Origin of the sequence: Corynebacterium mustelae (assembly GCF_001020985.1) — a bacterium.
In the GTDB taxonomy this organism is placed as follows: domain Bacteria; phylum Actinomycetota; class Actinomycetes; order Mycobacteriales; family Mycobacteriaceae; genus Corynebacterium; species Corynebacterium mustelae.
This window is the reverse complement of record NZ_CP011542.1, coordinates 1,505,721-1,530,374: the sequence shown is the minus strand read 5'-3', so window position 1 is coordinate 1,530,374 and position 24,654 is coordinate 1,505,721. Positions and strand designations below refer to the sequence as shown.

Sequence of the window (24,654 nt, the reverse complement as noted above, 5' to 3'; positions counted from 1 at the left end):
TTATGCGTCCCATTGCTTTAATACGATGGTGATTAATTTCCGTAGCTGCGCGTATTCTTCCATCACTAGGTGTTGAAGCTGCGGTGATTGCTCAGCAAGTAACCCGTGGGTGCCAAACAATTGCCACCAGTCACGTTCGTTGAATTGTGCTGCGACTGGGTTCGCGGGAACAAATTCATCTAGCGATCCTTCATCCCAGACTCCACCCATGGTCACCAGAATCTGCGCCTTATTGTCTCGTTGCCTAGTCAGATAGATCATGGTGTCAGTACTGGTGGGTCCGAACCGACGGTGATCGGTTGTGGAGTTGATCCACGCATCGGGGATGGTGCCCGCAACCTCAATCCCGGCTTCGTTGCCTACATAGGAACGACCGGTCAGCTCACCATCGCCGAGTACTGTTCCGCCTTTCACGCAGGTTTCGTCCGATAGGGTGACGTTGCCGATCGCTCGTCCGCTGTCTTGTACCACGGCGTGGTCTTTGATACACGCATTGTCAAGGGCAATAGATTTGTTTGTGATGTAGGCGCTGCCAAGGATCATGGCATCATCGGCCAGCCAGGATAGAGGTCCGATCCGCAGGATCCCTTCGGGTGTGTGCGTACTGGGCACCCAACCACCCAGGTCGCCTGCGGATACGCACCATTGCTCAATGTCACAGGTCGCGCGAATGCGGTACACCGTTGTGCCGTCGTCAAGCGTTTTCGTAATGTCGGTGAGCTCGAAACACAGCGACGTGTCCTCCTCCACCGCTGGAATATCGCGCATCACCCGCTGTTTGGCCAAGCTAAGACTTTGGCGAAACGGGGCGGCTAGCCCCTGCGCATCAAGATATTTATCCAGATCATCAATGGTTTCTATCTCAGGGTTCAAGGGGTCGAAGTACACTAATGGTTCACCGGCTGCGGTCCGCGCCACCGTTATCGGGCAGTCGGGCACCCCAAGTGGCTGAAAAACTTCGCAGTGACGTGGGCTCAGGATTTCCGTATCCCCACTAAGGTCCGCGTTGTCGGGGACACCGGCAGCAACTTTTGCTTTCCCTTCCACATAGCATTCCGTCAATGGCCCTGCTGTGACCACCGCGTCTTCACTGACGGTTGTATGAAAGAGCACGGCGCTGCCAGTAACATGCGCATTATCTATAGCACGTCCATCACGAAGTAGTGTTCGCCCATCCACACGCGCTTCATCGCTGACGATAGCATCGTCGAGATAAGTATCCCCTGCAACTTGTGCATGTCCAGATAGATACGAGTTCCCTTCAACACGCGCGTTCCCGGCGACCTGCGCTGATTCCAAAACTCGTGAATTCCCAGACACAACGGCATTTTCTGTGATGGCTACTTGGTCGCGAATGTGTGCGGTTTCATTCACCCGCGCCTGATCTTTGACCACCGCGTCACCACTCACCCGCGCCCGCCCATGCACCCGGGCGTATCCACCAATGTGTGCGTTTCCGAAAATTACTGCGCGATCATACACCAACGCATTATCTGCGATAGTAGCGTCACCTGCCACAACAGCATCGCCAGCCACCCACGCCTGCGGCCCGATCCGCAGTGTGCTTGTCGACGTGTACACACTGCTCACCCACCCGCCTAGATCGCCTGCTTTCACGAAACGTTCGGGAATGTCACGTATCGCCCGGATCCGAAACACCAGCTCGCCGGTGGGTGCAAGGCGAGATTCGTGTGTCAGCTCAAAGTGTGGTGTGAGCATCTTAAAGATCCCATTCCTTTAATACTGTGGTGATAAGCCTGCGCAGTACCTGAACCTCATCATCATCTGTTGCTAACAGCTCGTGAAGTGAACCTATGCGTTCGGTTCCATCAACCCGGGCTGTGAAGTGCGCCTTCCCATTCTTTTGCCGAGTGGCACACACAAGCAGCCCAGTGCTGGTGGGGCCAAACCTGCGGTGATCAGTAAAGGAGGTGATCCAGCCGTCGAAAATTGTGCCAGTGATCTCTAAAGTCCCTTCAGCATTCACCCAGGACTGCCCCGCCAATTCCCCACACCCATAGATACAACTGCCCTCAACACGCGAATCCCCCGACACCACAACCTCGCCCACGACACGGCTCCTACTGATGTGGGCTTGATCCTTAATGCACGCTGATTCGCCCACTAAAGAATGGCTCGTGATACTTCCGTTCCCAAGGATCATGGCATCATCACCCAACCACGACTGCCCCGAAATCCTCGGTTTCCCCTGGGGCGAGTGGGTTGAAGGAACCCAACCACCCAAATCCCCCTTCGACACCCACAACAAATCATGGTCACACAGTGACCGTATCCGAAACACCGTGGTGCCGTCGTCAAGCACACGCTTTTCATCGGTGAGCTCGAAGCACAACTCCTCGTCGGGTTCTTCCGCACTCTCACGCAGGACACGCCGCTTGGCAATGCTAAGACTTTCGCGAAACGGCTCGGCCACCCCTTGGGCGTCAAGATGCCGCTCAAGCTCCTCAACTGTCTCGCCCCACCCCTGCTCAGTCTCGAAAGTGCTCACCCACGCCTTGGCTTCACCATGCACGGTGCGTGCCACCGTCACCATGCAGTCATTCCCACCCACCGGCCGGAACACCTCACAGTGTTCAGGAACAAGGATCTGCGCCTCACCGGACAAATCCGCCTTATCGGGAATCGTTGCTTCCACATGGGCTCGCCCCTCAATCCAGCAATTAACTATGGTGCCGTCAGTAATTTTCGCCTCATCACGCACCGTCGTGCCAAAAATACTTGCAGTACCCGTGACCTGCGCCGAGTCGCAAACCGACGAACCGCTGTAAAGACGCGCCTCACCTGCAACCCGTGCCTGACCATACACGTGCGAGCGCTCAAGAAGCGCATCTCCTGTAACCACAGCATCCTCATAAATAAAGGACGTCCCCTTAATGACCGCGTTCTGGCCAACCCAGGCATTATCGGAAACATCTGCCTGACCGGCAATAACAGCGTTCCCCTCAACACACGCCTTGCCGGAAACCACCACTTCATCACTCACACGGGCATGCCCTCGCACCCGCGCGTGATCACATACACGAGCATCCCCATACACCCGCGCATGCCCAGTGATATGAGCGTGCCCACCGATATGTGCATGATCATAGACCAGCGCGTTTCCCACAACCCTCGCCTCACCACTAACAATGGCATCACCGGCAACCCACGCCTTCAGACCGATGCGCAGTTTCCCATCAGCAGTGTGAAGAGAACTAACAAAACCACCCAACTCACCCGCCCTGACATGGCGTTCCGGTATATCACGGGTAGCACGAATCCGATACACCCGCTCACCATTAGGCGCAAAAATCGACTCGCTCGTTAACTCACAATGGCACTTAATCATATTAAGAATCCCACTGCTTCAACACGGTCACAATAAGCTCCCTTAACTGGGCGTATTCTTCCAAAACCAAGGCCTGAACACGCGGCGACTGCCCAACAAGCAAAGGCTGGTCGCCAACTGTTTCCCACCAGTCACGGTTATTCAGCTGATCAAGAATAGGATTTTCAGGCACCATTTCGTCGAGGGTTCCCTCACGCCACACACCAGAAATCCTCGTCGAAAGCTGCGCCCCCTGAGCGCGCCGGGTGAGGAAAACCTCAATCCCAGTACCAAAGAGCGGGCCGAACCTGCGGTGATCCGAATTATCGCGAATCCTCACATCGGTGAGGGTGCCCACAGCCTCGATTTCCACCCCACCTCGCACTGTGGAACTGCCCGCAATAGTTACCGTTCCCGTGACAAAACCACCTATCACTTCAGTGTTATCAGTTAATGTCACGCTTCGTTCCACCCAACCTTCTTCCTTCACCACGGCGTTTCCTTTCATGCAGACATTCCCTGTGGCGCGGCCTTCGCAGGTCAGTATTGCTTCGTCGAGTAGCATCGCCTCATCACCGAGCCACGAATTATCACTAATCCGTGGGATTCCTTGCGAATTATGTGTACTGGGCACCCAGCCGCCTTTATCGCCCTTTGATACATTAAAAAACGGCAGGTCACGGGTAGCCTCAATCCGGTACACAACAGTACCATCGGAAAGGGTTTTCGTTTCATCTGTCAACCGAAAATCCAGGGCTTCCTCCTCCACCACAGGCTGCGCCTTGGCCACACGATTCTTAGCCCACTGAAGTTGCTGCTCAAACAGCTCATCTAACCCTTGAGCTTGTAACTGGTGGATGAGCTGTTCTTTCCCCAACCGGTTGCCGCTGTTATTGGCGTAGTAGGAAATGATGGTAGCGATTTTTCCGTTGGTGGTTTTCGCCACCGTAACAGGACAATCCTCCACTCCCAGGGGGTGAAAAACCACGCACTCCTCAGGGTGGGTGACCACCATTTTCTCGCCAAGGTGCGCACAATCTGGCAAGTTGGCGCTCACCTGGGCATTACCTTCCACACAACAATCCTGCATACGGCCATCGGTGATCCGCGCATGATCATTAATCTCGCCATCAATAATGGCAGCGTCGGTTACAGTAGCTTCACCGGAAACAGCTGTATCACCCATAAGATATGCACTGCCTGCAATTCGTGCCTTATCACAGACGTAGGCATCACCCGAAAGCTGGGCGTGACCCGAAACGTGGGCGTTACCTTCCACCCACGAACCTCCAGAGATGCGCGCGTCTCCTTCGATCACAGCGTCGCCAAAGACCCTCGCGCTTTCTGAAACCACGGCTTGGCCAGCCACCCGGGCCTGGCCAGAAACTTCCGCGTTCTGCCTCACACGTGCGTTGTTCTTCACCACAGTGTTATCAAAAACGCGTGCATTTCCACCGATACGAGCCCACCCCTTGACACGTGCTGATCCGAAAACGCAGGCATTTTCATAGACCAAAGCATTTCCGGAAATCCGCGCATCACCGGCAACAGTCGCATCACCCGATACCCATGCGGTGGGGCCTATTCGTGGTTTTCCATCAGTGGTATGGGTAGAGCTGACAAAGCCACCTTTTTCGCCTGCTGTGACAAATCGTTCAGGAATATCGCGAACCGCACGGATACGAAACACACGCTCACCAGTGGCTAATACCTTACATTCATCGGTGAGCTCAAAATGTACTTCTACCACTAAAGATCCCATTCCTTTAACACTGCAATGATGTGCTTACGCAACGTCGTGTACTCCTCGATGATGCGGTGTTTCTTATGAGTTGATGTATTTTTCATACAGCTCCACCAGCCGTATTTTTCTGCCCATTCACGCTGGGTATACAGCCGCTCGATGGGGTTTTCGGGCAGCAGTTCGTCGAGTGTTTCTGTCGCCCATTCACCTAAAGTTTCCGCCATTATGTGAACCCCACGGTTGTACCCACGAGTAATAAAAAACGTGGTTCCTAGTGATGTCGGCCCAAATTGACGGTGGTTGGAACTAGATCCAAGATGAGCGTCAGTAATAACGCCTACTGGTGAAATAACCGCTTCTGGCCCAACCCACGAACGCCCTTGGAGTGTCCCGTGCCCATACACGGTGCCGCCGTGGATCACGGTGGTGCCGCAGATTTTCAGCCAGGTTTTTTCGAAGTCACTCTCTTCAAGCCGAAGCATGGTACTGATATCGGCTTGCCCCACCACATATCCACCAGCAGTGATATGTGCCTCGTCGGTGAGGATTGCGTCGCCGCTCAACCACGCGGATTCCGCAATGCGGGGTATGTGGGTACTGGTGTGGGTGGAGCTTACCCAGCCACCTAGTTCGCCACGGGGGACGGTGAAATTGTAGGCTTCTATGTCTTTAGCTGCCCTAATCCGATAGATCGTGGTGCCGTCGGCGAGGGTTTTGGTCTCGTCGGTAAGTTCGAAGGAAAGGGGCTCGTCAGGGGCTGGTTCGGTGAGCATTGCTTCCTTAATGCGGCGCGTGGCCGCATCGAGTTGCTGCTGGAAGAGGTCATCGAGGCCTTGTTTTTCCAGTTCCGCTATATCGTCGGGGTCTATGGAGGACGATATGTCCCCGGTTGCGGTGCGGGCTACGGTGATTGTGGCATCGAGGATTCCTACTGGTTGAAAAACTTCACAGTCTGTCGTCTTTTCTACGAGCGCTTTTCCTGTGAGCACTGCTCTCTCGGGGAGGTCTGCGGCAACGTGGGCGGTATCGGTGATCCAGCAGTGATGGTGCGCCCCGCCACTGATTTTCGCCGAGCCGGAAGCAATGGTGGAGTACAGCCGTGCATCACCAAAGATATGTGCGTCCCCCGACACGGCGCTGTCTTGATATATTGCTGCGTGTCCATCAATGCGTGCGCTTTCCGTTACAAGGGAGTCGCTGATGTGGCTGTCTCCTGTGATTTTGGCGTTTTCCTCGACTATACTATCCCCCGCCACCACGGCGTGTTTTGATACTTTTGCATTATCTGTGACCTCAGCGGTTCCGGTGATCAGGGCGTCGCCGCCGATCTGTGCGCCCCCAAAAACACTGGCGGCTTGGTTTACTCGGGCACGTCCTTTGACTATGGCATCGTCGAAAACTTTGGCGTTGCCGTGCACGCGCCCCCACCCTTTGACCCGCGCAGACCCGAAAACACACGCGGAATCGTACACGAGAGCATTCCCTAAAACTCGGGCGTCACCTGCAACAACTGCATCCCCCGCAACCCAGGCTTTCGGCCCAATGCGCAGCTCGCTTGTCGACGTGTACTCGCTGCTGACCCAACCGCCTAGGTCGCCTGCTTTCACGAATCGTTCGGGGATGTCGCGGATCGCTCGGATGCGGAAAACTAGTTCACCAGTGAAACTGAGCATTGACTCATCGGTAAGTTCAAAATGAGCAGCAACCACCATAAACTCCTTTTTACGCTCATTTGTGCCGTCTCATTGTGCCACACCACACCTACTCTTTTTCCTGTTTTGTCCAAGGAATTTTCTAGCTGCCATTGTGCCGACCAGATATACTTTGGACATTCTTTAAGGAGGGTAGCCATGTTTTATCTCATCGCCGCATCCCTCATTGTCGGCAGCATCGCCATCGCCGAACTTGGTAGCAGATCCAGAGAAGGGCTGGAAAGAAACTGGTTAGCGGGTCTGCGCACACCCACCACTATGGCCAGTGATGAAGCATTTCGTGTGGCTAATCAAAAAATATGGGAACTCTACTACGCCATGGCCGCGGCATTATTCTTTGGGGGTGTTGGTGTGGTGGTGTTGGGCTTACTCAAAGCAAGCAACGATACCTTAGCGCTGTTTATCCTAGGGGATAGTTTTGTCGTGTTGGTGCTCACCGCAATCCAGTATGTGGTGGGCACCAAAGCCGCGAAATCAGTCACCGAAAAAGCGGGATTAGGTTTAACGGAATCGAACCGCTGACCTGCTTCTTAGCTAGAAGCGCTCTACCAACTGAGCTAAAACCTAATCCCGCACACAGCGTAACACGACCACAGCCGGGTTTGTGTTACAAAAGCAAAACTTTTACAGCGCTTTGGGTTCGAAGCTGGGGCGGGTCGCTTCGAATGCTGCGATTTCGTCTTCTTTTCGCAAGGTCAGGCCGATGTCGTCGAGGCCCTCCATCAGCCGCCAGCGGGTGTAATCATCAACATCGAAGGAATAGACATTGTTCTCACACGTTACGGTCCGGTTCTCTAGATCAACGGTGAGTTCCACGCCCGGGTTTTGTTCCATCTGCTTCCACAGCAGCTCGATATCTTCCTGCGCCATCAGCGCGGCCAGCAGGCCAGCCTTGCCAGAGTTACCGCGGAAAATGTCCGCGAACCGAGAGGAAAACACAACCTTAAAGCCGTAATCCATCAACGCCCACACGGCATGTTCCCGGGAGGATCCGGTACCAAAATCAGGGCCAGCTACCAGGATCGAGCCGTTTTTATAGGCGTCTTGGTTGAGCACAAAGTCAGGTTCATTGGTGCGCCAGTTATTAAACAATCCGTCCTCAAAGCCGCTGCGGGTAACACGCTTGAGGTAGACCGCAGGAATGATCTGGTCGGTGTCCACATTGGACCGGGTCAGCGGAACCCCTACACCAGTGTGTGTGACAAATTTCTCCATTTTTTGAATCTTCCTTGATGGTGAGGTTAGGCGGTAACCAGTACGGGCAGATCAGCAGGTGATGCTAGCGTTCCTAACACTGCGGTTGCGGCTGCGACCTCGGGGCTAACCAGGTGTGTACGGCCACCCGGGCCTTGCCGCCCTTCAAAGTTACGGTTCGAGGTGGATGCGGATCGTTCGCCGGGCTGTAATTGGTCAGGATTCATTCCAAGACACATGGAGCAACCTGCGCTGCGCCAGTCCGCACCGGCCTCTTTGAAAATCTGGTCGAGGCCTTCTTCTTCCGCCAGCTGTTTGACCAGCGCGGTGGACGGGACGACCATCATCCGCACCGAGTCGGCCACTTTACGGCCTTTGAGAATCTCAGCTGCGGTGCGCAGATCCTCCATCCGGGCGTTGGTGCAGGAGCCGAGGAACACCGTGTCGATTTTGATCTCGCGCAGCGGGGTACCTGGGGTGAGGTCCATGTATTTGAGGGCTTTTTCGGCAGCAAGCTTATCGTTGTCGTTGGTGAAGTCCTCTGGTGAAGGAACGGTAGCAGAAAGCGGCAAGCCTTGACCCGGGTTAGTTCCCCACGTAACAAACGGGGTCAGTGCGGAACCGTCAATTTCGATGACGGTGTCGAATTCTGCCCCTTCGTCGGTGGGCAGGGTTTTCCAGTATTCGACGGCCTTATCCCAGTCCTCGCCTTGCGGGGCCATTTCGCGGCCTTTGATGTAGTCAAAGGTGGTTTGATCAGGCGCGATCATGCCCGCCCGGGCACCTGCTTCGATGGACATATTGCAGATTGTCATACGCGCTTCCATGCTGAGCTTTTCAATAGCCTCGCCCCGGTATTCAATAACGTGGCCTTGACCGCCGCCGGTGCCGATCTTCGCGATGATGGCCAAGATGAGGTCTTTCGCCGAAACACCCGGTTGCAGCTCGCCGGTGACGTTGATCGCCATCGTTTTAAATGGCCTAAGCGACAGGGTTTGGGTCGCCATGACGTGTTCCACTTCAGAGGTGCCGATACCAAACGCCATAGCGCCGAATGCGCCGTGGGTGGAGGTGTGGCTGTCGCCGCATACGATGGTCATTCCGGGTTGGGTAGCGCCTAATTGCGGTCCGACTTGGTGGACGATGCCTTGGTTAATGTCGCCCATGGGGTGCAGGCGCACGCCGAATTCTTCGCAGTTTTTGCGCAGGGTCTCCACCTGGGTGCGGGACACCGCGTCTTTAATCTCTAAAAGATTGCCCTGTTTGATGCCTTCCGTGGGTACATTGTGATCTTCGGTAGCCAGGTGCAATTCTGGGTGGCGTAACGTGCGCCCAGCAAGCCGGAGTCCGTCGAATGCTTGGGGGCTGGTTACTTCGTGCAGCAATTGCAGATCGATGAAGATCAGATCCGGCTCATCACCGTTGCCTTTTGAAACTACGTGGTCGCGCCACACTTTTTCGGCCAACGTGAGCTTTGTTTTTGTATCCACGGGGCTGGTCATGGAGTACGTCACCTACTTTGACGGTTAAGGGTTGTCGATACCTATCTTTTGTCCCACCAATTGGGATGGTAGTATCATAGCATGAGACAAACCGAAAACGAACCGGCACCCTCAAGCGGGATCAAGGTCCTCGACCGAGCGGTATCAATCCTCCTCGCCGTAGCAGAACAGCCGCGCTCGCTCGCCGAGTTATGCACCGCAACCGAGCTGCCCCGTGCCACCGCACACCGGTTAGCCACCGCCTTAGAAACCCACCAAATCCTCAGCCGCACCCACGACGGGAAGTGGACAATCGGCGCCGTTTTAACCAGCCTGGGATCTGGGGCTAACACTTCGCTTGTCGACGCAGCCACGCCGATCATGACCCAATTGATGGATACTACCGGCGAATCCGTACAACTCTACCAATTAGCTGGCGCCACCCGAGTGTGTATCGCCGCCCAGGAACCTGCCACCGGTTTGCAAAACACCGTCCCGGTAGGCACCCGGCTACCGCTGAATGCGGGAAGCGCGGCGAAGGTTTTCCTAGCACATTCATCCCCTGCCCTGCGCGATAGCATTTTGGCTCAAAGTCCGCAATTCACCATGGAAGACTTGGAACAGGTACGTGACCAGGGCTGGGCTGAATCAATCTCCGAACGAGAGGTGGGATTGGCTTCCATTACCGCCCCGATTTTCGACGCTGAAGGGTTATTCGTTGCAGCCTTATCCATCTCAGGCCCAGCTGAGCGGTTACGTCCGGCACCGTCGAAATGGGCCCCGGAGCTTATTAAAGCCACGCAAGCTTTGTCTGCATTGCTTTAAAGCTCGAGCAGTCGCGCCACCAGACGCTCATATTCGTCCAGCATCGGATTCGGGTCCAGCTTGCTTTTTAGTACTTGCAACACCTGCGCATACCACCACTGCTGTTGCTGTTTAGTGCTATTAAACCGCTCCCACAGCCGTTCCCCACACTTTGCGTGATCTGCCAGAATTGAATGTAGGTTATGAAACTTATCCGCTAAGACGATACAAGCCACATCTGAGTCAGCATTTTCGATCATGCTGATATACGCATTGGCTCGATCCTGCCAATCAGCAAGCGCCTCGTCCTTCGTTACCGCCGCAACCAGCTGAGCCACCCGCCCACCAAACTCCGCCTCAATCTCGGCTAACGAGGTTTTTTCCGGCGCATCCTCAATCACATCGTGTAATACGCCCGCCACAAGAACATCTTCATCGGTGCTAAGCTGCGCTAACACAAATAACACCCCGCATATGTGACTGAAATATGGCACCGCACTCCCCTTACGATACTGCCCGTCATGCGCAACCGCCGCGACGTTGATAGCGTGAAACAACCGATCACTCATCACCGCAACCACCATTCCTCACCACATTTTCACTGATCATAACGTTGCAACCATTCTAAGACCTCACACCGCAGCAACGTGCCCGCGTCGAAAAGCTAGAACACAGCGAAAAGCCGCTGGCCTAGGACCAGCGGCGGGATGAACTGTCAGCGCTACGGTTTACAAGGCGATGCCAACGTCCCGTTGCCCCAGAACGAGTAGGTTACGTCATCCACCTTGTACTTTCCGCTGAACTTATACTCACGCTTACCGTCAGCGGGGAAAGCGACTGCATTTGGGGCGCCCTTATCACCGGCTTGGATCGTTCCGAGCGGGATGCCATTGATCTCCCCCTGCCAGCGATCCTTAAACTTCTCCTCTTCCAGACCAGTAACCCCCAGATTTGGAATGGTCACATACATCAGCTGCACCCCAGGCAAGCATTCAACATGGAACTCTGGCTCAGGTTTCTTCGGAACCTCGCTGCTCCCACCCCCACCGGAGGAATGAAGCGATCCCACAATTGAACCGATCAGTACCGCAAGCGACAACAGCACCGACAAAATGAAGCCACCGAGGCGCGGGCCAAGAATACGGAATTCCGTCACCAAATTCGACATAGAACGAATCCTTTAAAAACTTAACAAAGATGATGAAATCACGCAGGTCACCCCTGCTTGAAATGTGGGAGCTCGGAAGACATTCATTTAGCCGGACTCTCAAACGAAATATATCACAAATAAAGCGTTTATTAATTGTAATTCAGGAAAACTCCCAACGAAAACCTATTGCCACCCTATCATTGCAGCATAAAAACTCCGTGACCTGTGCAATCACCCATCCACCCCCATTAAAGCGATAGCAGGAACGCAGCAAAAATAAGTGATAAATTAGGGCTAGTTTTTAACGAATTTGCATTAATCATTGCACGTGATTTTTCGACTCTATAAAACCAATCGCGCAAAATTCAAATTAACAAAAGGAACATAAATGAACATCAACACCTTGATCCCCAATTGGCAGACACTTCTTAGCGCAATCGGCGGCGTTTTCGCAGCTATAGCGATCATCCTCGGGCTGATTTTCGGGCTCAATACCTCGCCCAAACCCGACACCACCCCGACCACCGCGCCAGAACCAACCTATACCCGGCCTACCGTGCCGCCAACCGTTAAAGAGATGTAACATTCGCTTTTCGACGCTCCCCCGTCGACCTCCCAGCGAACGGTTTCTGGTCGGCACCGCGATTTCTCGTCCGACCAGAAACCGGTTTAGTGCTCTGACGCACCCTCCAAACCGCCCACCACGGCGAGTTTCTGCAGGTGCCGCACGCCGTGACCCGATTTAAGAAATTCATCGGTAAGATCCCGGCCAGCCAGCACATTGTGATGCACCCCTCCAGCCCAGCTCTCCACGGAACTTACGTCGTACACCACGCCGTCAATTGCAATGTATGCGGGTCGACCATCTTTCCCATCGGCTTTTTCTAATTCTTCTCGCGTAACAGTCCGCGATTCAATCAACGTTGTTTCTGACACACTAAACGTACGGTCAAATTTTTCGACATTTCCCGCCTGCGTCGGTGCGAGCACAAAGTATGCAATGCACACAACTGCCGCTAAGGCTAAAGCGACAATGAGGCCAATAACAATCGTGCGCGGCATGTTAACTCCTTCCAAGATACAATCATTCGTTACTGAATGAATATCTCTATTATTCATTCAGTACTGAATATACTCTTCCGATATTCAGTCGGCAAGGGTAATATCAACACCATGAATCTCCCCCCTACACTTCTTACCGCCGCCCGCGAGGAATTCGCCGCTAACGGATATAAAGCAACAAGCATCGCCGCCATCGCAAAACGGGCAGGCATTGCAGTGGGAAGCGTCTATCTACACTGTAATTCCAAATATGGGCTTTTCCGGGAGGTTTACAAAGAAACGAACGCGCAGCAACGCCAGCAACTACTAGCAAATATCGACTGGTCGGAACCCAAAGCAGCATTGATGACCTTCCTTGAACGCATCAACGCTGCCGTCCACAACGATAAAATTCTCGCGGAATGGTTCAGCGATAATCCTGGGGCAAAAATACGCGAAGATACCGAATGCAACAGCTTCTTTATCGACGCTGCACAAGTAGACGAGTGGCGCAACAAAAAGATAATCACGCCCGACATCAGCAACGATGCCCTTTACGAACTTCTCGACGCCATTCGCATCCTCGACAAACAAAACGTCCTGTCGATGGAGGCGATGATGTTTCTCATTCGAGCGATACTGAATGAGGTGTTTCCTGAGCACGACAAATAAAACAGGCAATCTCCCCAATGAAGTATCCATAACCAATTTGCGATTATCAAAAAGGGCGAAACCGCAACAACACCGGAAACACCAAAATGAGGTAACCAACATGGAAGTCAGCAACCTCATTTTATCTTGTTTCACATATTCTTTTGGAAAGATTAATGCGCTACACCGATGTGGTATAGCGCATTATTTTTGTACCCCGTACGGGATTCGAACCCGTGTTACCGGCGTGAGAGGCCGGCGTCCTAGGCCACTAGACGAACGGGGCGTGGCACTTGATTAGTACCAGCGGTACTGTACACGAACTTTTAATTTTTGAACAAATCAGCTGCTCACGGCGCTTTCGGTTGGGCGCCGATAAGCGGCGGTATTCTCACGCGATGCCGCTAGAATAAACGCCATGTTTAAGCTTCGTAGAGTTGCAGTAATCGTTGGCATTTCCGTGTCCGTCGCGGTGGGGTTAGCAGCGTGCACAGAGCCGTCAATTGTCGCTGAGACGACGTCGCAGCGGGCAGAACCAGCCGAACCAAATGCCACGGAAACGGGTACTGATTCGTTGACACCGCCGGAATTGGCAGATGTGGCCGTGACCAATTTGGTGGATGAGGAGAGCAAGAACGAGGTCCGCACGGCGCTTATTGCGGCCGGTGTGCCCGTCGAAAGCGTCGATAGGTTCTTTGCCCAGGTCGATTTGTATAACGGCACTGTGGCTAAGAATTCATTGCTGCCGAGCGGTTTCCGCCCGTATTCCGCCGACTACGCCCTGGGCGCAATGTCAGTGTTGTGGGATAAGCGGTTCCCGGAGTTTATCGGCACGAATTGCCGCATCAATACGTTCTTGCTTGCAGAAGATCTCGTCACCATCAATCCGCAGCAATCCGAGCCAGATAGTGGTCTTCTTTTCTTGGATGAGGATGCCATCGCCAACGCCCCTGCCCCACTGTTTTCCGAGGAAGAGCTGGCTGGTTTCAAGCAGGTTTTTAGCCAGATTGAGACTACGCGCGAACGCGATTCTAATCAGCATGTTGCGAATATCCAGAAGTTTTTCCGCAGCAAGGGAATTTCGTTTGTGAATCCGAAGGTCAAGATCGTGAGTGTTTTCTTGCACGACACGCTCGATGAAAAAGCGAAGTTATTTATCGGCCATGTTGGGGTCGCGGTACCGCATGAGGAAGGTATTTTATTCGTCGAAAAGCTCGCGTTCGACAAACCGTATCAGGCGTTGAAGTTCCGCGACTACGAGCAGCTCAACACGTATTTGCGCTTGCTTTACGACGACGGCACCGAACTCGATTACTCCCAACCCGTCATATTCAGCAACGACGAAGTACTATCCATTTCTTAAATAAGCCCGGCGGTGCTGCGGGAGGGAAACATCGAAAAATAAGTCGGCAGAATCCCGTGTAACACCATGGGACGTCAAACTCACAGCTAAATCCGCGTTCAGGAAAGATCGTCCGTCTACGAGGCTGTGCGATCTTTAATGATGTGCATTTCGTGAACCGATAATGTTCCTTGCTAACAGGAAAATCATTACCAGCAGACAGAAAGTGCCAAATGGTACGTACCAGAGTCCACATATAGCTACGACGATAAGCACTTTCGCTGACGCGAGGTTCCGGGTGCGCAGATAAAAAACCGTTGCGCCAAGAAGCAGGGCGCCGTAGGCGAAAAAGATAGCGGCCATTGCAGAAGAATCGGGCTCAATTCCAATAAGCGACGCTACGGTTGCCCACGGCCCCAATTGGCCGCTGGGGGCTAAAAATCCATACCCCAAGAAATGCCGGGTGGCATCGAGGATCATGTAACCTGCGGTTATGAAGGCCAAGATACCGATGATGCTACTACGAACCATACCAGTTAGTTTAAAAGGCAATTCTGAAAATATTCCTGTACATTGAAAAAATCCCAAGCCTTGCATTTCAAGACTTGGGATTTTTATCTGTACCCCGTACGGGATTCGAACCCGTGTTACCGGCGTGAGAGGCCGGCGTCCTAGGCCACTAGACGAACGGGGCTAGAACTTTGTGCGATTTCTCGCAGGCGAATGATGTATTCGCTGCTGGCCTACCAGGACTCGAACCTAGAATGACGGTACCAGAAACCGTAGTGTTGCCAATTACACCATAGGCCAATGTTTGAACGCAGTTTCGCGTTTTGCAACGAGAGAAAATATAACAACAATCCCCCTCCGATGGCAAATCGGCAGCTGATTTAGCCTCTTGTGCAGGTGTTTTTTGCTATCATCGTGTCACATCGATATCCACATAAGGAGCAGAACAATACATGGGCATTAGTTTCAGAAAGCGGAAGAAGATCGGCAAGAATACAACATTAAATGTGTCGAAAAGTGGTGCGTCAATATCGCATAAATTCGGACCCGTCACGGTTAATTCCCGGGGAAACATCACCGTTCGGCTAGGCAAAGGGTTGACCTGGCGGCTGCGCTAGCTTTTCGACGCTCCTTCAAGCGCACAAAACCCGCCCGGTGGGCAAAGTGGTATCACCGGGCGGGTTTTTGATTATTTAACGGCTTTGTGCGGAAAGGAAGTCCCACACCATGTCGCTGGTGTCTTCCCCACCAACCCAAATATGTTCAGCACTGTTGAACCGAACATGTTGGGTTGCAGCTGAGCAACCATTGAAGCTAAGCCGTTGACCACCTGGAACATCCGATACCACAGGCGGAGTCGCGTCGCAACCGTTGCGGTAGGCATACTGGTGCGAGACTTCTAACGCAGGCAACAGCTTGCCTCGATTACGGGGACCACCCCGATAGCTGACGATGGGGTCATCACTAGCGTGAATCACCATCGACGGGATAGCCGAAGTTTTGCAGCCTAGATTTACTGGCTGGTAATAAGCGCCAGCGACCGATGCGAAAGCGGCAAATGTACCAGGCGCGTGGCATCCTAAGACAGCAGCCATTCCGCCGCCATTGGAAAAGCCAGCGGCGTAGATGCGGTGTTTGTCCACCAGGTAGTCGTCGTCAAGCTGCGCCAAGATTTGCTGCACATAGGCAATGTCTTTGCCTGGCCGCCCCGTCGCATAGGGCGCAGATTCCCAAGCGCCATCCACACCCTCCGGATATATGACGATGGCATCATCCCAGGCTGCGGTCGTGTGGAACCGGGAAGACTCCATGAACTCTTCTATGGATTGCCGCCAACCATGGAAAGCGAATAGCACTGGGATTGGCTCTGGTTTTTCCGGGTTGTACTTTGAACCAACGTGAATCACGTAACGACGGCTGGTGCCGTCAATAGCGGCAAGTTCTACAGTTTGGGTCTGACCGGGATCGATACGTGGCTGCGGATCGAAAGTGTTGTCAGCGATCACCGGTGCCGCTGGCGGTGGGGCTGCTTGAACGATTCGGTCCAGCCCACCTAACACCTGTTCAATTTCGGGAATGTATGATGATGCTTCTATTTGTTCAATTGCATCCTGGACCGGAACAGTCTCAGATTGGGCATGCACCGCAACTGTGCCCCCTGCGCCAAGGAGCACGCAGAATCCTGCGGCTGCTACCATCTTCTTGAATACTTGATGATCCACGCTATCGAACCTTAAAGCTTGTCTTTCTTTTCAGATACCGCATCTTAGGCGGTGGGTGACATTGCACCCAAACCGGCAATTTTCGCCACCAAATCCATAACAGTTTGTTTTTGTATTAAGTCCACTATGCCACAAGCAATTATCATCTTGCACACTACACGCAAATAATCACATCTTTAACAATCGTTAGCATTGGGGTTTTCGGGGGCAAAAATCCGGCCAACCAGCACACATGAGAAAACAATCACAAATGCCTCTCGCCCGGCTTTTCGTTGCACGCCATTATGCTTTAGACTCACAGGATAAGTTCTCAGGGCGGGGCGAAATTCCCCACCGGCGGTAATTCTTGGTTTTTTCAAGACGAGCCCGCGAGCGCCACCAACTTTTGGTGGGTCAAGCAGATTGTGGTGTGATTCCACAGCCGACGGTTATAGTCCGGATGAAAGAGGACTACGCGTAAAGTTGTGTGCTTTCTGCGTACACTTGTGCCCCGAGGATTTGCTCTCGTCACTTCTATATAAGGAGAACCGCAGTGAATCTTCTCACTCAACTACTTGATGCCACATTAATTATCGGTGGTGTGCCGATCTTGTGGCGTGAAATTATCGGAAATGTTTTTGGCCTAGCCTCCGCTATTGGGGGAATGAAACGAGTCGTTTGGGCTTGGCCAGTAGGTATCGTGGGTAACTTGCTTTTGTTCACGGTATTTCTCGGCGGAGTTTTCCACACACCGCAAAACCTTGATCTCTACGGCCAAGCGGGCCGCCAAGTAATGTTCTTGATTGTTAGTTCATATGGTTGGTGGGCTTGGTCCAAAGCCCGCCGATGTGGAGTTAAGGAACCATCAGACACAGACCCCTGCCGGTCAATTGTGACCGAGCCGCATGAAGATACCGCAGCCATCCAGCCACGATGGGCATCAAATAAAGAACGTGCTGGCATGATTATCTTTGCGGTGTTAGGTACCCTCATCTTCGCGTGGATCTTCCAAGCTTTAGGTTCCTGGGGTCCGCTTGCCGACGCATGGATCTTCACCGGTTCCATCCTTGCAACCTATGGCATGGCACGCGGCTGGACTGAATTCTGGCTTGTGTGGATCGGCGTAGATATCGTGGGTGTTCCGCTACTTTTATCAGCTGGGTACTACCCGTCCGCCGCGTTGTATATCGTCTATGGTGTCTTCGTCACCTGGGGCTTTACCGTATGGTTAAAGATTCAACGGGAGGAAAAGAATACTGCAAACTCCCAGAAAGAACTGGTGCCAAGCACCCATTAATCACTGGTTTATAGGGGCTGGGGCTATCGGATAAGCCTCATCAGCCCCAATATAAACCACCTCGTGTTCGAGCAACGGTTGGGTGCAGCCACCACCGAAATTCAAGCGAATAAACGTGGCCACCGGAAGCTGTGCCGAAGCTACGCCGCGTCTGGCCGCATCGGCCGTTTGCGCAAGGACATCTTCATAACTATCGACATCAATATATGCGATGGCTTCCCGCCACAGACGTTCGCATTCCTCAGTTCCGGCGCTGGAGATGTGCTGAAATAAAGACACTTCCCAGGATTGGCCGGGTGGCAGACCACCAATCCAGGGATCAATCCCCCACCGGATAGAAAACGTTGTGGAGTGAAGTGCGTTACCGATTTCGATACCGACAACGCGCATCTCGGAGACGTCGAAAAGCGTGCAACCATAGGCAAACGCTTGCCGCGTCAAGGACTGAAAATGCGTCTCAAGCGCAACGCTACTCGGATACCACAAACGGCGTGACATCCCGGGCAGCCCGCAACCTAGTCAAAGTGGATTCCTTACCTAAAAGTTCCATGGACTCGAACAACGGCGGCGAAATAGCCTGACCAGAAATACCCACCCGCAGTGCTCCGTAAGCTACTCGGGGTTTCAATTCCAAGTCCTCGATCAATGCCTTGGATAACGCGGCTTCAATGTTTGCGGTGGTCCAATCCTCAACAGACTCCAACACTGCGATACCCGCGTCCAACGGCACGATTGCAGTTTCTTTGAGGTTCTTTTTCGCCGACTTCTCGTCCAGCGTCAAATCCGCATCAGCGGTAACCAAGAAGCTCAACAGATCCCACGCCTCGGACAGGGTTTTAATCCGAGTCTGCACCAGTTCCGCGGCAAAGGCGAATTTATCATCAGGGTAATCGGCCGGGAAATTATAGTATTCACTAAGGTAGCTACGCAGCCGCACCGTGAAATCTTCTAATTCCAACAACCGAATGTGATCTGCATTGATCGCCTCAAGCTTCTTCTGGTCGAAACGCGCTGGGTTACCTAAAACATCAGCAACGTCGAAATTTTCAACTAATTCCGAAACGCTGAAAATATCCCGCTCACTCGACAACGACCAACCAAGCAGTGCCAAATAATTCAACATGCCTTCCGGGATAATGCCGTTATCGCGGTGATGGAACAGGTTAGATTGCGGATCTCGTTTGGATAGTTTCTTATTCCCCTCACCCATAACAAATGGTAGGTGCCCAAATTCTGGGGTCAGCTTAGCCACCCCGATCGCCTTGAGTGCCTCGTATAGGGCCAACTGACGCGGCGTCGACGGCAAAAGATCCTCACCGCGTAGGACATGAGTAATTTCCATCAACGCATCGTCAACCGGGTTGACCAGGGTGTATAGCGGCGCACCATTGGATCGTGCCACCACAAAATCTGGCTGAGTGCTGGACTTGAATTCAATATCGCCACGCACCAAATCGGTCCAGGCCCAATCATTATCCGGCATTTTAAACCGCCACACTGGCTCCCGCCCCTCGGCTTTAAACGCCGCAATCTGTTCATCGCTCAAGTCGCGGTCGAAGTTATCGTAACCAAGCTTGGGGTCGCGACCAGCAGCTTTGTGCCGCTCCTCTACCTCGGCTGCGGTCGAATATGCCGGATAGACATACCCTGCCTCTTTCAATTTTTCCAAAACTTCAGCGTAGATATCCATTCGCTGCGACTGACGGTATGGTTCATGTGGTCCCCCGATTTCCACACCTTCATCCCAATTCATTCCCAACCACGACAAGGAATCAATGATTGCTTTGTAGGATTCCTCCGAATCACGGGCAGCGTCGGTGTCTTCGATGCGGAAGATGAGTTTCCCGCCAGTGTGGCGGGCATAAGCCCAGTTGAACAAGGCGGTGCGAACCAATCCAACATGGGGAGTTCCGGTAGGTGACGGGCAGAAACGAACACGAACTTCAGACATGGTTTAACAGTGTAATAGAAACTTTTGCCCGCATAGATTTCGCCGAAATGGTCTCCCGGCCACTGATGTCTACAATAATCGTGGTAGACACATGTGAGAAAAGGATATTGCGATAGATGAAACTCACCCCTATCCCGCAACCATTATTCGCAACAGTCATGGGTTTAGCTGGCGTTTCGCTCGCTTTTCGACGCACCACTATCGACGAAATTGCCCTTGGTTTCGCTATTTTTGCAACCGCAATATGGATAGCACTGACTCTGGGATTTCTTTATAAAGTAGCAGTTTCACCCGGCGTCGTGGGGGCCGATTTACTACACCCGATCACTAGCTCGTTTTTTGCCGCCATTCCGCTGGGTGGGCTTTTAAGCGTCGCTAGCCTCAAAGGTTTTATCGCCGAACCAATTCTCACTCCGGTGTGGTGTTTTATCGCAGTTCTCCAAATACTCATCATGCTGGCGGTGATGTGGGTATGGATGCGCCCAGAAGTCACAACCACCCATGTCACCCCGGCGTGGTTCTTACCATTGGTTGGCAATTTAGTTGCACCACTGTATTCCTTTGATCTTTTCCCCGATGCGTCATGGTTCTTCTTCGGCATTGGCGTGATCACCTGGTTAGGGGTATTGCCTGTGGTCTGGAACCGGATGTTTCTTCATGACCAGCGCATTCCCCTACCACTGCGCCCCACTATTTTCATTCTTATCGCCCCGCCTGCTCTGATTACGATTAACATCTTTAACTTCGGCCTGCTTAGCCCTACTGATTCAATCGCCTATGGCTTACTTGGGGTCACCACATTCTTCTCTTTTTTGGTGGCAGTGCGGTTACCCGATATCATTCGTACTCCCTTCGGACTGCCCTGGTGGGCGTCAACTTTCCCCTCTGCGGCGTTGGCTTCAGTACTTTTTAACTTCTCTACCATTGCCGGATGGGTCGTTTTAGTTCCGCTGAGTATATGGGTGAGCTACCTTTCAGTGCGCACAACACGTGCATATTTCCGTGGTCAGTTCCACGCTGGATAAAAAACGTCACAGGTCTGGATTTCCTAACCGGTGTGCGTTACTCCTAGACTTAATTTCCTATGCTTACTCGCCCTGTAACCGCCCCTGATTTTCTTTTGTCTCGTCCACACGGCTCCGTCCGAACCCAAGGCAGCAGGCAACTATTTACTAATCCGTGGGAGGCAGCAGCGGCGATTCGTGAGAAAAAATGCGACTTTCTTGTCGGCGCTTTGCCCTTTGACATTGACGATAAGTGTGCGCTGCGAGTACCAGAAACAATCATCCGTAGCGATGGCCCCCTTGAGCCTCCGGAATACTACCGCCGTGGCTTACCACTTAACGCGCGCTTGAAAATGATGATGCCGTCTAAAACAGAGCACCTCAATCGCGTCGCAGCGGCCGTAGCAACCATCAGAAACACCGCGCTGGAAAAAGTTGTCTTGGCCCGCACCGTGGGAGTAGAATTCAACACAGATGACCCCATCGATCCGCTGGAAATAGCCGCCCGTTTAATCCACCTATCTCCCGAACGTAATGCGTTTTTAGCGGACATTTCGCTTGACGACGCCGAACGTCGCTGGATCGTCGGCTCCTCCCCGGAAGTACTGGTGAAACTAAGCGGAAATACTGTCTCGTGCTACCCGTTAGCTGGTTCCGCTGCCCGGCACCCTGATCCAGTCAAAGATGAAGGTTTGGGGCAAAACCTACTGCGCAGCGAAAAAGACTTATGGGAACACAAATTAGTGGTCGATCACATCGTGACCGCACTAAAACCATTGTGCACAAGTGTTAACTATTCCCCTACCCCAGAACTGAAAAAAACTGCCGAGATGTGGCATTTGGCTACCCCAATTACGGGAACCATCGCTACCAATACAACCGCCTTGGACGTTGCTCTTCGGCTGCACCCCACCCCAGCCATTTGTGGAACTCCCACCGAGATTGCCAGGGACCTTATTCTTCAAGTCGAGACAGATCGCAGTTTCTATGCTGGTGCTGTCGGCTGGTGCTCAAGTGACGGTGACGGTGAATACGTCGTAAGCATTAGATGCGCCGAAACCGATGGCCGCTTCGCCCGCGCGTGGGCTGGTGGCGGCTTGGTGGCTAGTTCCATCCCCGATGATGAGGTTGCCGAAACCGATGCCAAGCTGCGCACCATCATGCGGGCACTAGGCCTCTAACCTACACATCTGCCGCCCTCATAAGCAGGCACGGCTTTTCGTCATGTGCACCCAATCTCTTTCCAATGAGAGTTATTCGCGTATCCAGTTTCCGATGACGCCTGGGATTACTTTGGGTTGGTCACCTAACAACGCTTTAAGGTTGGTGTCTCGTTCAACGCTCGTGGTAATACCCCGTATCGGCTTTTTGCGTTTCCGCTGATTCTCATTGTTGGTGTTTTGCCCACCGATCGGTGCCCCGATCATCGGGGTACCAGTACGCCCGCCACTGTTGGTCGTTCCGGTGGTTGGCTTCACACCACCTGCCCCGGTGCCACCAACGCCGGTTGCGTTTGGGGTTTTCGGTGCTGCACCAACCCCACCACCAGGACCCATGCCGGTGCCAAAGCCACGACCACCACTGCCGAATGCGCGGCCACCAGCACCACCGGTTCCGCCTCGCATGCCAGCCGAACCAACCCCACCGGCCATACCGTAACCACCCATCCCGCTCATACCAGTACCGGTGTTACTACGACCAGCACTGGTACCTGTTCCTGATCCGGGTCGGAGTACACCGGAAGCGGGAATACTCCCACCACCGATACCACCTCGACCACCAACTGCCCCTGGGGTGAGTCCACTGAACACCGGCGCATGTGTTGACGCACCGGAACCACCTGGTCCTGCTCCAGTGGGTAGCCCCGTGATCGGTGGCATACCCGGTGCCGGTGCTGCCTGTGTACCCACCCCACCACCAGTAACAGGCAGTGTTGCAGTTGATGCGGCCTGCGTTCCCATCCCCGCCGGACTAAGCGCACTCGTCGCTGGTGCAGATGGTGCGCCGGTAGAATCCGACCCGATCGTGGCACTACCACCACCAACACCATGACTGTTATCAATCATCAAATTCCGAATCACCGGTACTGCTTGAGACAACGCACCACTATATACCCCATGAAACGCCGTCAGATACAACTTCTCTGCGGCTTCTTTCTCCGCAGGATTAGCAATAGTCTGCAACGCAGACAACGCTTGGGATGCCTGAGTGTGGAAATGCGGCGCAATCGTCGACAAAATCCCCACCGACCTGGCCATCTCTGTGGCGTTCGCGGCGAAATACGACGCTTTCGCCGCAGTAGCCTTCATCCCCGCTGTTGCCCGCAACACCGCAACCCCCTGATTCTGCGCTGATAATTGGGATGCAATACCTTCTAACTGTGTCGCAATACTTGTTGCTTGCGTCGCCATCGACTGCCAGTCCGCCGCAGCCTGAGCAGCCTGACCCGACTGTGTTGCACCCAGTTGTGCGACTAATGTTTCCAACGACACCGACGGAACCGGCGCAGGTGGGAGGAATGGGAAATCCGCAAACGACGCCGCCGGTTTCGACGCAAACTCCGCAACATCCTGCTCAAACGTCCCACCCGAATCCGCGGTATCCAACCCCCGTGATAACGCGAGATCGTGACCCGTAAACGCCACATGATTCAACCGCAGATTCATCCCCAACCACTCCACCAAATCCTGGAAACTCGCCAACACATCACGGGCACTACCCGCCCCACCCTGAATCACCTGCGCATGATTCACACCCAACTCACGCAAACCAGACAACGACGAAAACCCACCACTCAACGAAGAACGAGCAGCAACTCTTTTAAGACGTCTCGCTTCGTCAAGTGTAGAGCGTATTTCTGAGAAAGCACTTTCAAATGATGGCGAATTGATCAACATGGACATAATTAGCCTTTCAGATCGAAGAATTCTTGAAACTTGTCCACTGCTTGCTGACAGACCTCATGTCGAGTAATCCCAGGCATAAGCCGATTTCCCATCCCATCGATACTAAGCCGTCCTCGATTCGTTGAAACCGCAATCGTACATGCCAATTCATCGGATTCATCTGGGTATGTATGCACATACATACCCTCAGGAAGAACCAGACCTGGTTCTTTTATAACTAAGCCTTCCATCTCTAAATGTTTAAATTCAATCAAATCAGAACCAATGACGAATGCAACCTTGTCAGGATCGAAAGTTATTTCAACCAATGGACAAGTAGTAAAGCCATCTCGTGAAATGGTGGCTGGTTCGTCGACTTTTAGTCCGAGCTTTTCGTATTGTTCTTGGGAAACTTCCGTGCACGGATTAAACAACGTGAAATTAGGGTCGTTTGGGTCGAACGTTCCAGTACCAGCTTCTAACAACTCACCAAGCGTTTTCGGTTCAGCCACCTGCGATGACGCTGGTTGTTGTTGGGATTGCGGCTGGTTTTTAACAGCCAAGTACTGAGCCAAAGGTGTAGATAACCCGCAGCCAGAAAGCAGAAAGACACAACACACCACAACCGCAGACACGGAACAGCGTGCTGAACGAGTCGGTGTCTGATTAGGCATAGTCCTGGCATGCACTGACATTTTCTTGACCATTTTTCTAAAACCGCCTTTCAACGCCACTGACAACCAGTGTAAAACCAAATAGACAACCTGCTCTATACAGTTAGACTCACCCACCACCCCAACCGGTTCCATAAAAAACACCGCCACCCCCAAACAGGTAAACCCCAACCAAATCTTCAAGTC

Annotated in this window: 24 protein-coding genes, 4 tRNA genes and 1 riboswitch; of the genes, 9 read left to right on the top strand and 19 right to left on the bottom strand. The window is 53.0% G+C overall.

Annotated features, from left to right (window positions below):
* Genes CMUST_RS15955 through CMUST_RS15940 form a run of 4 tightly spaced genes read right to left on the bottom strand, consistent with a single transcriptional unit; the run spans position 1 to position 6,784 of the window.
* Positions 1 to 1,719 (bottom strand): LbetaH domain-containing protein, encoded by a 1,719-nt coding sequence (locus CMUST_RS15955; protein ID WP_052844582.1) that lies wholly within the window; start codon positions 1,717 to 1,719, stop codon positions 1 to 3.
* Position 1,720: 1 nt separating this feature from the next.
* Positions 1,721 to 3,349, bottom strand: coding sequence for an LbetaH domain-containing protein (locus CMUST_RS15950; RefSeq protein ID WP_052844581.1), 1,629 nt, complete (start codon positions 3,347 to 3,349; stop codon positions 1,721 to 1,723).
* A 1-nt stretch (position 3,350) separates the two neighbouring features.
* A complete protein-coding gene (locus CMUST_RS15945; protein ID WP_052844580.1) occupies positions 3,351 to 5,078 on the bottom strand; it encodes a hypothetical protein in 1,728 nt (575 codons plus the stop codon).
* Positions 5,078 to 6,784 (bottom strand): LbetaH domain-containing protein, encoded by a 1,707-nt coding sequence (locus CMUST_RS15940; RefSeq protein WP_052844579.1) that lies wholly within the window; start codon positions 6,782 to 6,784, stop codon positions 5,078 to 5,080. Before CMUST_RS15940 ends, CMUST_RS15945 begins: the two co-directional genes overlap by 1 nt.
* Positions 6,785 to 6,922: 138 nt before the next feature.
* On the opposite strand from CMUST_RS15940, the gene CMUST_RS16350 reads away from it, so the two are divergent.
* Positions 6,923 to 7,306, top strand: coding sequence for an SdpI family protein (locus CMUST_RS16350; RefSeq protein WP_158408207.1), 384 nt, complete (start codon positions 6,923 to 6,925; stop codon positions 7,304 to 7,306).
* On the opposite strand, the gene CMUST_RS07040 is transcribed toward CMUST_RS16350, so the two are convergent.
* The 3 genes from CMUST_RS07040 to leuC all read right to left on the bottom strand — a co-directional run bounded on the left by CMUST_RS07040 (position 7,280) and on the right by leuC (position 9,480).
* A tRNA-Ser gene (locus tag CMUST_RS07040) sits at positions 7,280 to 7,351 on the bottom strand. The genes CMUST_RS16350 and CMUST_RS07040 overlap by 27 nt on opposite strands.
* A 57-nt stretch (positions 7,352 to 7,408) precedes the next feature.
* On the bottom strand, positions 7,409 to 7,999 hold the full coding sequence (gene leuD, locus CMUST_RS07035; protein ID WP_047261921.1) for a 3-isopropylmalate dehydratase small subunit: 591 nt from the start codon (positions 7,997 to 7,999) through the stop codon (positions 7,409 to 7,411).
* Between the two features lie 26 nt (positions 8,000 to 8,025).
* Positions 8,026 to 9,480: a 3-isopropylmalate dehydratase large subunit gene (gene leuC / locus CMUST_RS07030; RefSeq protein ID WP_047261920.1), complete on the bottom strand. Its 1,455-nt coding sequence runs from the start codon at positions 9,478 to 9,480 to the stop codon at positions 8,026 to 8,028.
* A gap of 81 nt (positions 9,481 to 9,561) precedes the next feature.
* Here leuC and CMUST_RS07025 point away from each other — a divergent pair, with 81 nt between their 5' ends.
* On the top strand, positions 9,562 to 10,284 hold the full coding sequence (locus tag CMUST_RS07025; protein ID WP_047261919.1) for an IclR family transcriptional regulator: 723 nt from the start codon (positions 9,562 to 9,564) through the stop codon (positions 10,282 to 10,284).
* Here the strand turns inward: CMUST_RS07025 and CMUST_RS07020 are convergent.
* Together CMUST_RS07020 and CMUST_RS07015 are read right to left on the bottom strand one after the other, a co-directional pair.
* Positions 10,281 to 10,832 (bottom strand): HD domain-containing protein, encoded by a 552-nt coding sequence (locus CMUST_RS07020; RefSeq protein ID WP_158408206.1) that lies wholly within the window; start codon positions 10,830 to 10,832, stop codon positions 10,281 to 10,283. The genes CMUST_RS07025 and CMUST_RS07020 overlap by 4 nt on opposite strands.
* A 152-nt stretch (positions 10,833 to 10,984) precedes the next feature.
* The gene (locus tag CMUST_RS07015; RefSeq protein WP_047261917.1) at positions 10,985 to 11,431 is read right to left on the bottom strand and encodes a hypothetical protein; all 447 of its coding nucleotides are present in this window, start codon (positions 11,429 to 11,431) and stop codon (positions 10,985 to 10,987) included.
* 370 nt (positions 11,432 to 11,801) lie between these two features.
* Here CMUST_RS07015 and CMUST_RS07010 point away from each other — a divergent pair, with 370 nt between their 5' ends.
* Complete coding sequence (locus tag CMUST_RS07010) at positions 11,802 to 11,996, top strand: hypothetical protein (RefSeq protein ID WP_047261916.1); 195 nt, start codon at positions 11,802 to 11,804, stop codon at positions 11,994 to 11,996.
* A gap of 86 nt (positions 11,997 to 12,082) precedes the next feature.
* Here the strand turns inward: CMUST_RS07010 and CMUST_RS17035 are convergent, their stop codons facing one another.
* Entirely contained in the window at positions 12,083 to 12,475 is a 393-nt protein-coding gene (locus tag CMUST_RS17035) for a cytochrome b5 domain-containing protein (protein WP_083987453.1), read from the bottom strand.
* Between the two features lie 111 nt (positions 12,476 to 12,586).
* Here CMUST_RS17035 and CMUST_RS15935 point away from each other — a divergent pair, with 111 nt between their 5' ends.
* Entirely contained in the window at positions 12,587 to 13,126 is a 540-nt protein-coding gene (locus CMUST_RS15935) for a TetR/AcrR family transcriptional regulator (protein WP_052844578.1), read from the top strand.
* A 192-nt stretch (positions 13,127 to 13,318) separates the two neighbouring features.
* Here the strand turns inward: CMUST_RS15935 and CMUST_RS06995 are convergent.
* Positions 13,319 to 13,391 (bottom strand) — tRNA-Glu (locus tag CMUST_RS06995).
* Positions 13,392 to 13,523: 132 nt separating this feature from the next.
* Between CMUST_RS06995 and CMUST_RS06990 the strand changes: the two genes are divergently transcribed.
* The gene (locus CMUST_RS06990) at positions 13,524 to 14,468 is read left to right on the top strand and encodes a DUF4300 family protein (RefSeq protein ID WP_052844577.1); all 945 of its coding nucleotides are present in this window, start codon (positions 13,524 to 13,526) and stop codon (positions 14,466 to 14,468) included.
* A 135-nt stretch (positions 14,469 to 14,603) separates the two neighbouring features.
* On the opposite strand, the gene CMUST_RS16340 is transcribed toward CMUST_RS06990, so the two are convergent.
* From CMUST_RS16340 to CMUST_RS06975, 3 genes are all read right to left on the bottom strand, one after another.
* Positions 14,604 to 14,978, bottom strand: coding sequence for a hypothetical protein (locus CMUST_RS16340; RefSeq protein WP_083987449.1), 375 nt, complete (start codon positions 14,976 to 14,978; stop codon positions 14,604 to 14,606).
* A gap of 90 nt (positions 14,979 to 15,068) precedes the next feature.
* Positions 15,069 to 15,141: transfer RNA gene (locus CMUST_RS06980), tRNA-Glu, on the bottom strand.
* Between the two features lie 44 nt (positions 15,142 to 15,185).
* Positions 15,186 to 15,257, bottom strand: a tRNA-Gln gene (locus CMUST_RS06975).
* 152 nt (positions 15,258 to 15,409) lie between these two features.
* On the opposite strand from CMUST_RS06975, the gene CMUST_RS16335 reads away from it, so the two are divergent.
* A complete protein-coding gene (locus CMUST_RS16335) occupies positions 15,410 to 15,574 on the top strand; it encodes a DUF4236 domain-containing protein (RefSeq protein WP_083987447.1) in 165 nt (54 codons plus the stop codon).
* 75 nt (positions 15,575 to 15,649) lie between these two features.
* Here the strand turns inward: CMUST_RS16335 and CMUST_RS06970 are convergent, their stop codons facing one another.
* Positions 15,650 to 16,678: an alpha/beta hydrolase family esterase gene (locus tag CMUST_RS06970; RefSeq protein ID WP_236690179.1), complete on the bottom strand. Its 1,029-nt coding sequence runs from the start codon at positions 16,676 to 16,678 to the stop codon at positions 15,650 to 15,652.
* Between the two features lie 302 nt (positions 16,679 to 16,980).
* Positions 16,981 to 17,133, top strand: a riboswitch (FMN riboswitch).
* 77 nt (positions 17,134 to 17,210) lie between these two features.
* On the opposite strand from CMUST_RS06970, the gene CMUST_RS06965 reads away from it, so the two are divergent.
* Positions 17,211 to 17,954, top strand: a complete 744-nt coding sequence (locus tag CMUST_RS06965; RefSeq protein WP_047261914.1) for a nicotinamide mononucleotide transporter family protein — start codon at positions 17,211 to 17,213, stop codon at positions 17,952 to 17,954.
* Here CMUST_RS06965 and CMUST_RS06960 read toward each other — a convergent pair whose 3' ends face one another.
* Both CMUST_RS06960 and gltX read right to left on the bottom strand, forming a co-directional pair.
* Positions 17,955 to 18,452, bottom strand: a complete 498-nt coding sequence (locus CMUST_RS06960; protein WP_047261913.1) for a hypothetical protein — start codon at positions 18,450 to 18,452, stop codon at positions 17,955 to 17,957. It abuts the gene before it with no gap.
* Entirely contained in the window at positions 18,424 to 19,905 is a 1,482-nt protein-coding gene (gltX, locus tag CMUST_RS06955) for a glutamate--tRNA ligase (protein WP_047261912.1), read from the bottom strand. The genes CMUST_RS06960 and gltX overlap by 29 nt, the downstream gene beginning before the upstream one ends.
* Before the next feature lie 116 nt (positions 19,906 to 20,021).
* Here gltX and CMUST_RS06950 point away from each other — a divergent pair, with 116 nt between their 5' ends.
* Positions 20,022 to 20,930 (top strand): SLAC1 family transporter, encoded by a 909-nt coding sequence (locus CMUST_RS06950; protein ID WP_047261911.1) that lies wholly within the window; start codon positions 20,022 to 20,024, stop codon positions 20,928 to 20,930.
* 59 nt (positions 20,931 to 20,989) lie between these two features.
* Complete coding sequence (locus CMUST_RS06945; RefSeq protein WP_047261910.1) at positions 20,990 to 22,090, top strand: isochorismate synthase; 1,101 nt, start codon at positions 20,990 to 20,992, stop codon at positions 22,088 to 22,090.
* A 72-nt stretch (positions 22,091 to 22,162) separates the two neighbouring features.
* Here CMUST_RS06945 and CMUST_RS15930 read toward each other — a convergent pair whose 3' ends face one another.
* Both CMUST_RS15930 and CMUST_RS06935 read right to left on the bottom strand, forming a co-directional pair.
* The gene (locus tag CMUST_RS15930) at positions 22,163 to 23,812 is read right to left on the bottom strand and encodes a hypothetical protein (RefSeq protein WP_052844576.1); all 1,650 of its coding nucleotides are present in this window, start codon (positions 23,810 to 23,812) and stop codon (positions 22,163 to 22,165) included.
* A 2-nt stretch (positions 23,813 to 23,814) separates the two neighbouring features.
* Positions 23,815 to 24,651: a DUF3558 domain-containing protein gene (locus tag CMUST_RS06935; RefSeq protein ID WP_144414147.1), complete on the bottom strand. Its 837-nt coding sequence runs from the start codon at positions 24,649 to 24,651 to the stop codon at positions 23,815 to 23,817.
* Positions 24,652 to 24,654: the final 3 nt, after the last annotated feature.